The 15,007-nt window shown below is 36.5% G+C and carries 13 protein-coding genes; 5 read left to right on the top strand and 8 right to left on the bottom strand.

Features of this window, described 5'->3' with window-relative positions:
• Nucleotides 1-141: 141 nt before the first annotated feature.
• Nucleotides 142-876 (top strand): metallophosphoesterase, encoded by a 735-nt coding sequence (locus C9J37_RS01680; protein ID WP_107893962.1) that lies wholly within the window; start codon nt 142-144, stop codon nt 874-876.
• Nucleotides 877-916: 40 nt separating this feature from the next.
• On the opposite strand, the gene cyoE is transcribed toward C9J37_RS01680, so the two are convergent.
• Entirely contained in the window at nt 917-1,867 is a 951-nt protein-coding gene (gene cyoE / locus C9J37_RS01675; RefSeq protein ID WP_107893961.1) for a heme o synthase, read from the bottom strand.
• Nucleotides 1,868-2,172: 305 nt separating this feature from the next.
• Between cyoE and proC the strand changes: the two genes are divergently transcribed.
• The gene (proC, locus tag C9J37_RS01670; protein ID WP_107893960.1) at nt 2,173-2,973 is read left to right on the top strand and encodes a pyrroline-5-carboxylate reductase; all 801 of its coding nucleotides are present in this window, start codon (nt 2,173-2,175) and stop codon (nt 2,971-2,973) included.
• Nucleotides 2,974-3,037: 64 nt separating this feature from the next.
• On the opposite strand, the gene C9J37_RS01665 is transcribed toward proC, so the two are convergent.
• From C9J37_RS01665 to C9J37_RS01640, 6 genes are all read right to left on the bottom strand, one after another.
• Complete coding sequence (locus C9J37_RS01665) at nt 3,038-3,697, bottom strand: alpha/beta hydrolase (protein WP_107893959.1); 660 nt, start codon at nt 3,695-3,697, stop codon at nt 3,038-3,040.
• Nucleotides 3,698-3,868: 171 nt separating this feature from the next.
• Complete coding sequence (locus tag C9J37_RS01660) at nt 3,869-4,426, bottom strand: hypothetical protein (RefSeq protein WP_107893958.1); 558 nt, start codon at nt 4,424-4,426, stop codon at nt 3,869-3,871.
• 81 nt (nt 4,427-4,507) lie between these two features.
• Nucleotides 4,508-5,707, bottom strand: coding sequence for an NAD(P)-dependent malic enzyme (locus C9J37_RS01655; RefSeq protein WP_107893957.1), 1,200 nt, complete (start codon nt 5,705-5,707; stop codon nt 4,508-4,510).
• 300 nt (nt 5,708-6,007) lie between these two features.
• Nucleotides 6,008-8,188 carry a bifunctional diguanylate cyclase/phosphodiesterase gene (locus C9J37_RS01650; RefSeq protein ID WP_167397239.1) on the bottom strand — a complete coding sequence of 727 codons (2,181 nt, stop codon included), beginning with the start codon at nt 8,186-8,188 and terminating at the stop codon, nt 6,008-6,010.
• A gap of 216 nt (nt 8,189-8,404) precedes the next feature.
• Nucleotides 8,405-9,106 carry a tetratricopeptide repeat protein gene (locus tag C9J37_RS01645; protein WP_107893955.1) on the bottom strand — a complete coding sequence of 234 codons (702 nt, stop codon included), beginning with the start codon at nt 9,104-9,106 and terminating at the stop codon, nt 8,405-8,407.
• Between the two features lie 142 nt (nt 9,107-9,248).
• Nucleotides 9,249-9,728, bottom strand: coding sequence for a thioredoxin family protein (locus C9J37_RS01640; protein ID WP_107893954.1), 480 nt, complete (start codon nt 9,726-9,728; stop codon nt 9,249-9,251).
• A gap of 192 nt (nt 9,729-9,920) precedes the next feature.
• Here C9J37_RS01640 and C9J37_RS01635 point away from each other — a divergent pair, with 192 nt between their 5' ends.
• Complete coding sequence (locus C9J37_RS01635; RefSeq protein WP_107893953.1) at nt 9,921-12,233, top strand: YhgE/Pip domain-containing protein; 2,313 nt, start codon at nt 9,921-9,923, stop codon at nt 12,231-12,233.
• A gap of 79 nt (nt 12,234-12,312) precedes the next feature.
• Nucleotides 12,313-12,822, top strand: coding sequence for a PCYCGC motif-containing (lipo)protein (locus C9J37_RS01630; protein WP_107893952.1), 510 nt, complete (start codon nt 12,313-12,315; stop codon nt 12,820-12,822).
• A 117-nt stretch (nt 12,823-12,939) separates the two neighbouring features.
• On the opposite strand, the gene C9J37_RS01625 is transcribed toward C9J37_RS01630, so the two are convergent.
• Nucleotides 12,940-13,476, bottom strand: a complete 537-nt coding sequence (locus C9J37_RS01625) for a hydrolase (protein ID WP_107893951.1) — start codon at nt 13,474-13,476, stop codon at nt 12,940-12,942.
• Nucleotides 13,477-13,717: 241 nt separating this feature from the next.
• Here C9J37_RS01625 and serC point away from each other — a divergent pair, with 241 nt between their 5' ends.
• Nucleotides 13,718-14,806 (top strand): 3-phosphoserine/phosphohydroxythreonine transaminase, encoded by a 1,089-nt coding sequence (serC, locus tag C9J37_RS01620; protein WP_069509183.1) that lies wholly within the window; start codon nt 13,718-13,720, stop codon nt 14,804-14,806.
• The last annotated feature ends 201 nt before the right edge of the window (nt 14,807-15,007 follow it).

Below are 15,007 nucleotides of genomic sequence, written 5' to 3'. Positions count from 1 at the left end.
TTACTATGTCGTACAACACTTCTCTTTAAAATAGTTCTTCCATACCGAGGAAATCATCAATAAACGAGAAAAGTCGAATTTTGTAACATTCTTCTCTATAATAATTAGTAACGCCTGTTATACTGGAAAGGATGCTTTTTTATGACACGTATACTAGCAATTAGTGATATACACGGAGAATTAGAACTTCTGGAAAAATTATTATTAAAATTGAAGTTCGATGCCACACAAGATAAGTTACTTTTATTAGGGGATTATATTGATCGGGGTCCTGCATCTTGTGGCGTTTTAAATATAATTGAGGAACTACAAGCAACGGGTGCACGCGTACTACTAGGAAATCACGAGGCTATTATGCTCAAAGCTTGTCGTTCTGGTATTCCAAAAGCATGGCATCATTGGATTTCACTTTGTGGTGGAGATGCAACACTTGCAAGCTACGGCTATCAGCCAGAAGATTTTGAAGATGCCATTGCCCAAAGCACATTACCTAGCTTTATTCAAAAATTGCCAAAGCTTGAAGAACATTTACAGCTTATTGAGACGTTTGAAACGTATATAGAGTTGGAGGATGCCATTTTTGTTCATGGTGGCGTTGTACCTGGTAAAGCCTTAGCGGACACAGATCCTTTACAACTTTTGTGGATTCGAGAAGAGTTTCATACCGGCTACAATGGTGAGAAAACTATAATTTTCGGGCATACGCCAACCTATAAATTGCATCAAGATCCAACAAACTACAGTGTTTATTTCGGCGATAATAATATTATTGGTATTGATGGAGGTGCTGTGTTTGGAGGACAGCTTCATGCACTCGAATGGCCAAATCGACAAATTACATCTGTTGCAAGAGAAAAGCCAACAAGCTTAGAATAACTTGTTGGCTTTTCAATTATGATTCATCTAAATATGCTATTTAATATAATTTAAAAATGACCCCAGCTAGGGAATAAATAATAACTGTTGAGAAGAGAATTGTCATATGGAAAAGCGAGAAAACAAACATTTTCGTCGCCCACTTCACTTGATCCGTGTTACTGTGATAACCGTAAATACTCATTGCAAGCCATGCCACGCTTAATATAAGTGCGACAAGCATAATACCAATACTTAATGAACCAAATAAAAAGCTTGATAATATTAACAGTATTAAATAAAAATTTGTTTGGTAATACGTACGGCGCATCCCTTTTATTACAGGAAGCATCGGAACGTTAGCTGCTTCATAATCCGCATGCTTACGAATCGCAATCGCATAAAAGTGTGGCATTTGCCATATTACCATCACACAAAAGAGCCCAATTAAAGCAGGATGTGTAATATCGGTAGATACAGCTGCCCAACCAATTAAAGGTGGTACTGCACCTGATATACTACCAATTTCGGTATTATAAATAGTGCGACGTTTTGTCCACATTGTATACGGCACAACATATAAAAATACACCTAAGAATCCAAATAATGCAGCTAGTGGTGAGGCTAATGCTAGTACAGCTACTCCAACAACAAGCATAATAATCGCTAAACTCATCGTGGATTTTGCTGACATCTCACCTGTTACAGTCGGACGATTTTTCGTACGCGGCATAATGGCATCTATATCACGGTCATACACATTATTAAAAGCTCCTGCCGCACCTATAACAAGTGCCGAACCAATTGTTGCGAAAATGATTTCTGGTATATTGTCCAATAATGTCATTTTATTTTTATACATCCCTAGCGACAAGCCAGCCCACATAGGAATTAAATTGGATTTTATGATACCTGTTTTAACTGTTTGAGCTAAAACATTAGAGCGCGAATGTTTCTCTATTGTTTTTTCTACAGTTTGTGGATTTTGGTCCGTTTTTAGATTTTGTTCCATTCCTCTTAATTCCTTTTCTCTTATAATTTCTACTTACGTCCTTCGATAGAATGAGACATTTTTTGCATTAAACATATCAAATTATTATTTTACCCCTTTTAGGATAGCTATGTCTCAAAGTTCACATAAAGTACATGATTTTATGAATAGAAGGTATAATGTCAATTCACAACTCCTTCTATGATACCACCGACTTGCATGAATTTGAACCTAATTGCCTTCTTTCCTGCATAATGCTATTCAAGAAAAACAATCTGCACTATACTAATGGGTATGTTCTATCTAAACGAAGGAGTGTCTAACACGTGAAATACGGATTTATTGGTCTAGGTAATATGACCACAGCCATTATTAAAGGGATGTGCAATAGCGGAGATTTTGATTCCTCTTATATATATGGCTATAATCGTACAAAATCAAAAACAACAAAACTCGCAACCTCTTATGGTATACAAGCAACAACTTCCATCGAGGAACTCATGGCAAAATGTGATGTCATTATTTTAGGTGTGAAACCTCAAATGCTACCCGATGTTTTACCTGAGGTCAAAAAACATCTACAAGAAAATCATTTGATCGTATCCATTGCTGCGGGAAAAAACCTCAATTACTTCCATGGTTATCTTTCAGAGTCCACGCCTATTATTCGCGTAATGCCGAATATCAATGCGCTAATTGGCGCATCAACAAGTTGCTATACAGCAAATGAGCAAGTAACAGAGACACAACTTCGTCTTATCACCATGTTATTTGAAACAATCGGCACGATAATTGAAGTACCTGAACACTTATTCTCCATCTTTACAACAATTGGTGGGGCTTCACCAGCATTCACCTATATGTATATCGATGCATTAGCTCGCGCTGCTGTGCGTGAAGGCATGCCGAAAAACATGGCACTGGACATTGCTGCAAATGCAGTACTCGGCAGTGCGAAAATGATTTTACAATCAAAAGAGCATCCATGGGCGCTGGTCGATCAAGTCTGCTCTCCAGGTGGAACAACCATTCAAGGCGTATCTTCCCTTCAAAGCAATCATTTCGAAACGACAATCCATGATGCTGTTGCAGCTGTAACAGATAAAGACCGCAGTCTCTCTAAATAAAATATTCACGAACAAAAGGCATCGAGAAGTTGAATTCCCGATGCCTTTTACCTATTACTTAGCGTTACTGCATACGATCTTGTTCTTGTAGTTGTTGCGCTAAAAACATGCCTAAATCTCGCCAATTTTCTGGTGTAACACCATGTCCATCTGGATATTGCTTGAAAGTGACTGTCGCGCCAAATTGCTCAAACAGTTCTTTGCTTTCCATACCCCATTGTGAAGGAATCACATAATCATAATCACCATGAGAAATAAAAGCATGTAAATGATTGACCGTGCGAATCGCATATTCTTCCGTAACAAATTTTGGCGTATATCCGCTTAATGCTACAATGCCTGTAATTAAATTGCCCATAACAAAAGCTAGTGACTGTGCAAGAACAGCCCCTTGACTAAAGCCAAGGACAAATACTTTATGCGGATCAATTTGAAACTCTTCAATCGCTTCTAAAATAAATCGTTGCAGTGCAATTAACACTTTATCAAAAATAGCACGGTCTGGCTTTCCCACTTCCTGTATCGTGAAAAAGGCAAAACCCGGCTTTTGTGCGATAGGACCTCTCAAACTAATGATATGACATTGGTCTTGAAAATCTTGTACCAATTGCGGTAAATCATCTTCATTGCTACCCATTCCATGCAATAAAAAAATCGCTGGATACTTTTTAGTAGGGTCCATATTTGCTGGTTGTGTATGTTTAAAGGTGAATGGTGTATTCATTGCTATTAATTCCTTTCAAGTAAAATCAAAACTATTTTAACATATTGCCCAATTATACTGCATAGATGTTGATTTTGGAATCTTACCCTAATTGCTTGAAAATTGTTTGTGTGCCTGACACTACAAAGGCATCGAATTAGAGAAAACTCTCTAATTCAATGCCTACAAACTTTATGTTAAATTTGTTTTCGAAATAAGCCCGTCTGTATGATAGGCAATATATCCGTTAATAATGCGAAGTGTTTCTTGCGGATCAGCGTCAAATAGCACGTTGGATTGTGCAGGCGTTGATACAAGAACCGAGAGTAAATCCATTCGCATCGAATGTCCAGCAGAGCTATAGGCATAGTCATAAATAATCGCTTCCTCTGTAAGACCTTCAGCGTCATACTGTTGATGGAACAATTCTTTTGCCATCTCCATTCGTTCAGCTACTTGCTGCCGAATTCGCATTTGATGCATGAGCAATTCTTCTTCAAGTACTGCTGGTGTTACCCATTGTTTCTGTTCTAGCATATTGATAAGCTGATTTTCCCAAACTTGCTCATTGTCTGTAAAATACAACATATTCACCATCAGTCTATCCCAAAAATCTGTTTTCGAACTAGCCGATTGACGTTGCATATCAATCGTCTGATTAAAGTGTTGCTCAACCTTTTCAATATCCATATTACGTACTAAATGGTAACATACATTTTCAATAAATTTATTTGCTACTTCCTGTGCCATGATCGAAACCCGTCCTTATCTCAACAAATCATTACACCTCTATCATACCATGATTGTTAAATAGAAAGAAACGGACAACGTTTAGACATGTTGATGTGGTTGCTGGAATAACACCGATACGCCTGAGTCAATTGCAGCACTGCCAACAGCTTTCGCGACAACGCTCGCTACACGCGCATCCATCGACTTTGGAATAATAAATTCTTCTGATAAGTCTTCTGCTGATACTAACGAAGCAATTGCTTCTACCGCTGCCAGTTTCATCGCCTCATTTATATCTGTAGCGCGGACATCTAATGCCCCCCTAAAAATACCAGGAAAAGCAAGCATATTATTTACTTGATTCGGATAATCTGAACGGCCAGTCCCCATAACACGGACACCCCATGCACGAGCATTATCATACGTGATTTCTGGATTAGGATTAGCTAGCGCAAATACTATAGGATTTTCGTTCATTGATTCGATATGCTCTTTCGTTAATAAATTTGCAACGGATACACCGACAAAAACATCACTGCCAGCAATCGCATCTTCTAATGTCCCAACTAATTTGAATGGGTTTGAAATTTGTGCAATCTGGTCTTTGATGCTGTTCATCCCTTCCTTACGCCCGTCATAAATAATCCCCTTTGTATCACACATCACAACATTTCTATAACCCATTTGAAGTAATAAGCGCAATATAGCAATGCCAGCTGCACCCGCACCGTTTATCACTACCTTCATATCTTCTGGTTTCTTGTTGACAATTTTAATCGCATTCATTAAGCCAGCCCCAACAACAATCGCCGTACCATGCTGGTCATCGTGGAATACGGGTATATTACACTCCTGTCGTAGACGATCTTCGATTTCAAAGCAGCGCGGAGCGGAAATATCCTCTAAATTAATACCACCAAATGTTGGAGCAATCGCCTTAACAGTGCGTACGATTTCATCCACATCTTTTGTTGCGAGACAAATAGGAAATGCATCCACATTGGCAAAACGTTTTAGCAAAATCGCCTTTCCCTCCATCACTGGTAATGCCGCTTCTGGGCCGATATCACCCAAACCTAGAACGGCTGTCCCATCTGTCACAATGCCAACTAGATTTCCTTTAATTGTATAATCGTACACTGCTTGCGGATTGTTTTCGATTTCAATACAAGGCTGCGCAACGCCAGGTGAATAAGCTAAACTTAAATCATATGTATCCTGCACAGGTACCTTTGCTACAATCTCCATTTTCCCTTGTGCTTCTTTGTGCATCTCTTTTGCCTTTTGCATAATATCCATTGTCTAAACTCCTATCTTCTATCTACATGTCATTTAGTTTTTCCATTCATTCTTAACAAAAAAATTATTATTGTAATACTATTCTAAATAATTAATCTTGTTATATTTTGAAAATTATATTACTTCATCCAACTAAAGTCAACGTCGTCAAGTGCAATACTATACAAAACTTTTTAAATTGTTAATATTTTTAGAATATTTTAAATAGATGAAATCGTTTTCATTTTAATACTGTCCAAAAATAAGTGATTCATACAAAAACACCCTTGTTTCCTTTCGAAACAAGGGTGTTTTAAAGTTTCAGCATTGAGTGTGTAACGCTTCTAAAATCGTTTGTGCATTATCTTGAAGTGCTTGATAGTTATCTTGTAAGTATGTCGGATGCAATGGCTTACTAAATAAAAACCCTTGTACCGTTTCACAATGCCCTGCCACTAAATAATTGAGCTGAGCTACTTCCTCAATTCCTTCTGCCACTACTTTCAAACGTAAATGTTTAGCCATCGATAATATCATATCAACTAATGCTTTATCAGTAGGATCGCTTTGAATTTTTTGAACAAAAGACCGATCAATTTTCAAACAATCGATTGGAAAATCTTTTAAATATGATAGCGATGAATAACCAGTTCCAAAATCATCAACAGCAATTGTCACGCCAAGCGCTTTTAATTGATGTAAAATCATCGTGATATGATCGATATTAATGGTCATACTTTCCGTTATTTCTAATTGTAAATATTTTGGGTCTAAATCAGTTTCTTCAAGTACAGATTGAATCATCTCCACTAGATCTTGCTGAAATAATTGGCCTAAAGAAAGATTAACCGCTACTTTGATAGGTGGCAAGCCTGCTTGTTCCCACTGCTTCACTTGTCTACACGCCGTTTCTAATACCCATTGTCCAATCGGAATGATGATACCTGACTCTTCGGCAATCGGAATAAACAAACCTGGTGAAATCATGCCCTTACTTGGGTGCTGCCAACGGACTAGTGCTTCAACCGATAATATATGCCCCGTCTGCAAATCTATTTGCGGTTGATATTCCACAAACAACTCATGATTATCCAAAGCATGACGTAAATCATTTTCTAAAATAATTTTCTCTGTAATATCGCTAGACATGGAAGTTTCATAAAATACGATGCGTGAAGGTACTTTTCTCGCCTCCTGCATCGCATACACAGCAAACCTGACAAGCTCTTCTTCTTTGTAGGCATCCGTCGGGAATAAAGATATGCCAATATTCAAATGCCCATTTAAAGAAATATGTTGTATTTGGAAGGATTTCGCCATTGCCATTTGCAACTGTTTACAAAGCTCCATGATTCGTTGTGTATGATTTGCATCATCAATAAATACGATAAAATAATCTTCTCGAAGCATACTTAGCAAATACTGCTCAGGTAAAATATCCTTTAGCCTCTGTGCAACTTGACTAATTAATTTATCTGCATATGAACTACCTAGTGACGCTTTAATAGCTGAAATGCGTTCAATCTCAATAGCTAAAATAGCCTTCTTAACATTCGATTTATATAAGTTCTTATGTAACGTCTCCATTAAAAACCGTTCATTTGGTAAGCTTGTCACCTCGTTATGATAAGCCATATAATGCATCTTCTCTCTAGATTTCTCTAAATGTTTCTGCATTTCTATTAAATCCTGAAACGGTTTTTCAATAGATGAAAAGTAAATTGCTTTAAAAAGAAAATAAAAAGAACACAATTGAAAAATATGTCCAATAAAATTTTTAATATCGTAAACGTCACGATATGTAGTAAAAAGTAAATCACTAATGATTAAATAACTTGCACTACCTAACAACAAAAAGATAATGTTGGGTGCTACCTTGATTTTTTTTAGTAATAAGTACATGATGAGAAAATGGCATGCCATTGCGACATACTGTAACGAATTTTTTAAAGGTGTTGGACCGACTCCTTCAACAACAAGCGGTGGCAGAATAGGGGTAGTCGGTACATATACAAGCATGGATAATCCAACAATGACAACAAATGGTGTACTATAAATGAACCATCGATAAGTTTTATTAAGAATGGCTTTTTCCTTAATGAAAAATATGAGCAAGATTCCACATGATAACACTAACCTTCCAATAATATAAAACCATGTTGCAGCATAGGGGGTACTCTCCATAATAAAATGCGGCATCCCCTTATAAGAAAGTGCATGTGCAATTTCAATTAAACTATACGTTAAAAATAATGCACCTATATATAGAGTTCTATTTGATAGAATATAAGGTGTTGTTAACCATGATTGGATGGCAATCGTCATCGTCACAACAATTATCAAAATTTCTATTAGCAAATGCATCGAAACATAATTACTCTTTCCAAAAATCCCGTAAAATTCATCACTCCAATAACCAATGATCATCAATAATACGCTAGAGAATAATATGAATAGTATCTCTTTCCTAAATAAAGAAAAATGTTTATTTAATTCCCACACGATGATTCCTACTTTCACTTGGCTGATAACCGCTACTTTATAATAATTCATTATGTATAAATAATTTTGAGATGATTCTACTAATAGATTACCATGATATACCTAAAATTCAATCACAGAAAAATGGATAAAATGTTTCAACTGTTGAAAAAAGGAAGAAGACTAAAAATATCCCCGAAATTAACGAGTTTATCTTCAGTCTTAAATATGTTCATTTTATGAAAATACATAACTATCCATATTATCAATGGTATTTTGAATTGCATCTTTTAGAGATCGCTGATGCTCACCACAAGAAGCAATGGATTCCTCTAATGTAATAGCTGCATTCGCTATAAACGGTGCCATCTGTAAATCTTTTGCAAGCTGAATTAACACAAGGGCTTTATTCCACTTCCAGCGAGCATTTGTCGGATCTAAGTCAATGGCTTGCTCTAAATAAGCAAGTGCATCAAAAGGCATCCAACCAAAACGATGCATCGTCTGACCTGTTATGCCCCAATACAAAGCCTTATTAGGATTTGCTTTTACTGCCTGCTTGAAGCAATGTACACTCTCATTGTAATGATGGGCAAATAAAAACAGCTCGCCCTGCGTAAAAAATGATTGTGCCTTTTCATTAGCTGAACCTGATTTAGCCACTTCCTCTAGCGCTTTTACTCGCTTCGCAAATGCCGCTTCATCTTTTATAGCACGTATTTCTAAAACATCATCTGATTCAGGATAACTTTCATTCGCCCGTTCACTATGCTGTGTTTCCACGAAAAGTGTTGGCTTCGGCAATGTAGCAACATCGTACTCATCCAACAAAGTAATATATTTAGTAGCTAACTCCTTATCAGGCCCATCTGCAACTTGCAAAGCAGCCTTATAACATTTCATCAGCTCTCCATTATAAAAATATTCTTCCATTGTCATACATTCTTCCTCCAGTTTTCATACACCTCATTCTATATAGTATATATTATACATACTTCACTCTGTAAAGCACCCTCCATTTCGTTTGCTATCTATTCGAACAAAAAAGAGACTGTCCAATTGGTTCAGTCTCTTCTGTGCGTTATTTTTTTAATACTTCTTTATCTAAGAAAGCTCGCAAATCTTCTTCAGCTAATGCCCCTACAAAACGTGCAGTTTCTTTGCCATCTTCAAAACGAATAAAAGTTGGCGTTTCTTTGAAATTATACTTGTTCCATAAATCTTCATATTCATATGCGTTTAATTGTGCAATATTTATGCCTAAATCATCTGCAATCGGCATTAATACGGGTGTGAATGCTTGACAATGTCCACAAATTGGACTAAAGAAATACGCATTGACATCTTCCCCAGCTTTAATCTTCTTTTCTAGCTCATCCGGCAACATAATATTTTGATAATTTTCATCATCTAATTGGTCAATTGTTTCTTGTTTTAGATTTTTGTCACCGTATGGATTATTCGCACTTGCCAGTTTGTTTTTGTTCGATACATTTGTAAGTACAATAATCGCTGCAAATAATACAACAATAACCGAACCAATAATTAGTAGCTTTTTCAATTAAACTCCTCCGATTTCACATAAAAATGTCCTACTTTTAGTGTATTTGGAATTGATTATAAAGTGTTTTTAGATCCTAGTAAACTAATTCGTCTTTCATAGTAAGTTTTCGCACAATTCAAACATAATTTAGTGTATTTATGGAAACCTACTTACTAGAATGCTCAAAATGAATTTGGAGTGAAATTTACTATGAAACCTACTTTCCAACATGTTTTTCGAATTTATAAAAGTGATATCTTAAATATAGTATCAAACTGGGTAGTTGCTGTCATTGTTGGTGGGCTCATTTTTTTACCTTCTTTGTATGCATGGTTGAATATCTATGCTTCGATGGATCCATACGCGCACACGGCAAATATGAAAATTGCCGTTGTCAATGAAGATGATGGCACTACAATTAAAGGTGAAAATTTAAACATTGGAAAGGAATTAATGAGCAATTTACAAGCAAACAATAGCTTTTTATGGTATTTTCTCCCAAGGCAAGAAGCGCTCGATTCATTAAACAATGGTGATTATTTTGCAGTACTTATCGTTCCTAACGATTTTTCAGAAAATCTTACATCCATTTTAACCGATCAACCTACAAAAGCGCATATTGATTATTATGTAAATGAAAAAATTAATCCTATTGCTCCCAAAATTACAGGTAAAGGCGCCGGTGTTATTACCCAACAAGTTTCGAGTGAATTTATCTCGACAGTCAATGGCACACTTTTTTCTATGTTCAATACCATTGGCATTGAAATCGAACACGAAATTCCAGACTTCAAAAAATTTGAACATTATATTTTCACAATTGAGCAACATCTTCCTGATATTGAATTATTTTTGGCACAAACTGCAAAAGGTGGAAAAGATGCCGAAAAATTATTGGACACCACTATCAGTGAAATTCCCGAGATAGAAAAAATGACGGCTAGCGGTCTAACAACTATCCACAATGGTTTACAGCTGATAAACGAGGCAGATACGCTGTTCACTCAACTTTCACCTATCGTAAAAGAAGATTTAGGAAGCGTACAAACAATCGCTCAACGATTCTCACAGCTTTTAGCGCAATTGCAAACTATCCAGACAGATACAGCTACCTTAGCAAAATCTAAAGACGAACTGCAAAAGCAGTTAACATCTTCACAAGATAAGGTAAATAATAGTATCCAAACGTTGGAAGCTTTACAGAAGTTAACACAGGCAGATGCCTCATCTCGTAAACAACTGGAAAACTCTCTCCAAACGGTGATTTCATCGCTTCAACAGGAGCGTTCGAACGATGTTATCGCTCTATTAGATAATAAAGGTATTATTCAGCAATTAGAGTCCATACAAGGAAAGTTACAAGCAAATCCTATTGCTAGCGACTCTATGATTAGTGTGCTCTCTACAATACGTCAACTAAGTTCTCTAGTAACGGATGTCTCAAATAAAGTACAACAATTCAATAATATCGACGAGCAAACAGTAAAAAAAGATATTGCCGCAGTCCAAAAAACGGCTCAAGATGCTGCAAATCATTTAAATCAGTTTCTTAGTTACTATTCAGATAAACTGGAACCACAAATTCATACAACCTTGAATACTGCAAAGGATACATTAACAAATGCATCTACTGTGCTAACGAAGGTGCAAAGCTCCATTCCACAGGCAAAACAACGATTAAGCAATGCCAAAAATACGTTAGTTACAGCCAATCAGGCTATAGCTACCATTCAATCTGACTTCCCTACACTAAGTAAAAAGATTATCGACCTTGCTAATAAGCTACGGACATTAGAAAATGAAACCGATATCTCTGAAATCGTTCAATTATTAAAAAATGATGTCGAAGCAGAGCGAGATTTTTTTGAAGAACCAGTCAAACTAGCAGAACATAGAATATTTCCAATTGCAAATTACGGAACAGCCATGACACCATTTTATACCGTTTTATCTATTTGGGTCGGTTGTTTGTTGCTGATTTCTCTGCTTGCAGTGAATATTCACGACAACCCACAATATAGCATTCGTGAAATATATTTTGGGCGATTAATGACTTTTGCAACTATATCCATTATACAAACATTGATTATTACAATTGGTGATGTTTTACTATTAGATATCTCCATTCGTGCGCCTTTTTCCTTTATTCTTTTTGGTTTGATCATTAGCTTTGTTTTTATTACAGTGGTCTACACGCTAGTATCCATATTTGGAAATGTAGGAAAAGCACTAGCCATTGTGATGTTGGTCTTACAAATTGCTGGTTCTGGCGGTACCTATCCCGTTGAATTGTTACCGACTTTTTTCCAAGTAATTAATCCATTTTTACCGTTTACTTATGCAATCGGCATGATGCGTGAAGCAGTTGGTGGCATCATTTGGTCCAAAATATGGATAGACCTTGCATTCTTACTAAGCTTCTGGTTAGTTTTTCTGTTGTTTGGCTTCTTCTTAAAAAAATTGCTAGGCGAAAAAATGGAACTTTTAATGAACAAAACACGCGGATTAGATATTTTTCACTGATTTGTGACTACGCTAGCTATAAATATTGACATGACCAATGTTATAATGAAAATATTGTAAACATGTAGGAGGCGTTTTTTTGAAAAAACTAATATCCATTTTTACGTTGTTATTGCTCGTATTAAGTGCTTGCGGGACCGACAAACAAGGAACGGAAGAACAGCCAAAAGATACTCAAAATGAAGCTTCACATGATGGACATGCTCATGTAACAGGAGATATTCAGGAAGAGACAGCAAGTGCTGATGTCCTGCCAACATTTTTAGATAGCCAATCTGAAAATATTCGCTTAGTCTACCAAATAGCAGGACAATCAACCGAAATTTTAGAATGGATGCCATGCTACTGTGGCTGTGGAGAATCTGTTGGACATAAAAGTAATTTAAACTGCTTTATTCAAGAAAAAAGGCAAGATGGAACAATTGTATGGGATGATCATGGTACACGTTGCGCTGTTTGTCTGGAAATCGCACTACAATCAGCAAAAATGCATAAAGATGGCATGACATTAAAAGAAATCCGTCAAACAATTGATAAAACATACAAAAATGGTTATGCAAAACCAACTCCAACGGAAATGCCTGCATAAAAAGTGCTGACACAAAAGAGAAAAAGTGTTAGATTGACTGCCATCAATCTAACACTTTTTTGCTGTCGCCTTTGTCTGCTATGCATTTACTTTTAAAGGTTGCTGGCAAGTAAATCGTTATTTAACGAGTTGTAACACCGTTTTAAAATGTGGATGATTCGCACCTTGTAAAAGCTCATATAAAATCATTTCTGTGCTCGTTGGCAATATACCTAGTGCCTTCATTTTATCTAGCCCTATTTCCTTATTGGCTTTTGTGCGAGAGGACACCGCATCCACGACTACTTCCACTTCAAATCCTTGTTCTTTCAGTTGTCTTGCTGTTTGATAAACGCAAATATGCGCTTCAATACCTGTCACGATAAATTGGGTACGACCACTTGCTTTGACTGCATCGATAAAGGCTTGCTCCTGACAAGCACTAAAAGCCATTTTGGCAATCGGGGCCCCCTGAAGATGCTGCGCTATTTCTAAGGCAGTTCCACCTAAACGACTTGGATTTTGTTCAAGCCATAACATAGGTACATCCAAAGCCTTCATCGCTTGTACTAGTTTTGCTACATTTTGAATGACTGTTTCACTATCCTCTACAATCGTTGCCAATTTGCCTTGGACATCCACAACAATCAGACTTGCTTGTTCTACTGTAAACATACATACACCCCTTTCACTATTTCTTCCCTTTCAGTATACCGAAAATTTTTTATCTATGTAGTTTTTCATCAATTTGCAATACATAAAACAAATTGTGTGCGAATTGTATGCGTGCCTGACACTAAAATGCTCGTTTTCATCGTACATAAATAAAAAATTGAGAATTTTGTTTTTTCTCTTGAAAATTAAGTTATAATCCAATAAAGGTGCTTTTATTAAACAAAACAAGGAGTGTACCATTTTGACACAACGAGCATACAATTTTAACGCAGGTCCTTCTGCACTACCCCTAGAAGTATTAGAAAACGCTCAACAACAATTAGTAAACTTCCGTAATTCAGGTATGTCTATTATGGAAATGAGTCACCGTAGTGCAATTTTCGACGAAGTACATAACGAGGCAATTGCTCTATTAAAAAAACTTTATGCTATTCCAGAAAACTATGAAGTACTATTCTTACAAGGTGGGGCAAGCCTTCAATTCACAATGGTACCGATGAACTTCCTCCAAGCCGATAAAAAAGCAAGCTATGTATTATCTGGTTCATGGTCAGAAAAAGCATTCAAAGAAGCTAAATTATTCGGTACACCTGTTGAGGCAGCTAGCACAAAGGAAAATAATTATCGTAACATCCCAGCATTATCAGATATTCAATTTAATGAAGACGATGCATACGTGCACATTACTTCTAACAATACAATTTATGGTACTCAATGGAAAGAATTCCCTGAAACAGGTAATGTTCCTTTAGTAGCAGATATGTCAAGTGACATCCTATCTAAACCTGTAGACGTAAGTAAATTTGGTATCATTTATGCAGGTGCGCAAAAAAACCTTGGTCCTTCTGGTGTAACAGTCGTTATTATTCGCAAGGATTTACTAGAAAAAGCAAATAAAGAAATTCCAACAATGCTTAAATATACAACACATGCGGATGGTAACTCATTATATAATACACCACCAACATTCGGTATCTACATGTTAGGTGAAGTATTGAAATGGGTGGAAGCTAAAGGTGGCGTCGAAGCTGTTGCTAAACTTAATGAAGCAAAAGCACAAGTAATTTACGATGCAATCGATAACAGCAATGGCTTTTATAAAGGTCACGCAACGCCAGAAAGCCGTTCATTAATGAACATCACGTTCCGCGTCGCTGATGAGGAACTTGAAAAACAATTCCTAGCTGAAGCAAAAGCAGCTGGATTTATCGGTTTAAATGGTCACCGCTCAGTAGGTGGTTGCCGTGCATCAACATATAATGCTGTGCCATTAGAAACTTGCGAAGCACTTCGCGATTTCATGGTAGCATTCCAACAAAAACACCAATAATGAAACAACGACGAATGCTTGTAAAAATAACAGCATTCGTCGTTTCTTTTTTTAAAATGCATGTTCTGCTCTTTAAACATAACATTCTTTCCTATTTCCCCACTGATAGACTTCTATCTCTATGACAACCATATCGGTACAATCAACCTTTGCCATATAAAATAAACTTTAACAACATTTATTAAAAGAAAAAAATAGTTT

The organism is Lysinibacillus mangiferihumi (assembly GCF_003049665.1).
In the GTDB taxonomy this organism is placed as follows: Bacteria; Bacillota; Bacilli; order Bacillales_A; family Planococcaceae; genus Lysinibacillus; species Lysinibacillus mangiferihumi.
The sequence above is the reverse complement of the archived record's forward strand: the minus strand, read 5'-3'. Positions and strand labels throughout refer to the sequence as shown.

Bases quoted from the DNA above. Each gene is read 5' to 3' on its own strand.
- cyoE (WP_107893961.1), bottom strand. From the start codon at position 1,867: ATGGAACAAAATCTAAAAACGGACCAAAATCCACAAACTGTAGAAAAA.
- C9J37_RS01625 (WP_107893951.1), bottom strand. From the start codon at position 13,476: ATGTTTACAGTAGAACAAGCAAGTCTGATTGTTGTGGATGTCCAAGGC.
- C9J37_RS01680 (WP_107893962.1), top strand. From the start codon at position 142: ATGACACGTATACTAGCAATTAGTGATATACACGGAGAATTAGAACTT.
- C9J37_RS01635 (WP_107893953.1), top strand. From the start codon at position 9,921: ATGAAACCTACTTTCCAACATGTTTTTCGAATTTATAAAAGTGATATC.
- C9J37_RS01660 (WP_107893958.1), bottom strand. From the start codon at position 4,426: ATGGCACAGGAAGTAGCAAATAAATTTATTGAAAATGTATGTTACCAT.
- C9J37_RS01665 (WP_107893959.1), bottom strand. From the start codon at position 3,697: ATGAATACACCATTCACCTTTAAACATACACAACCAGCAAATATGGAC.
- C9J37_RS01645 (WP_107893955.1), bottom strand. From the start codon at position 9,106: ATGACAATGGAAGAATATTTTTATAATGGAGAGCTGATGAAATGTTAT.
- C9J37_RS01655 (WP_107893957.1), bottom strand. From the start codon at position 5,707: ATGGATATTATGCAAAAGGCAAAAGAGATGCACAAAGAAGCACAAGGG.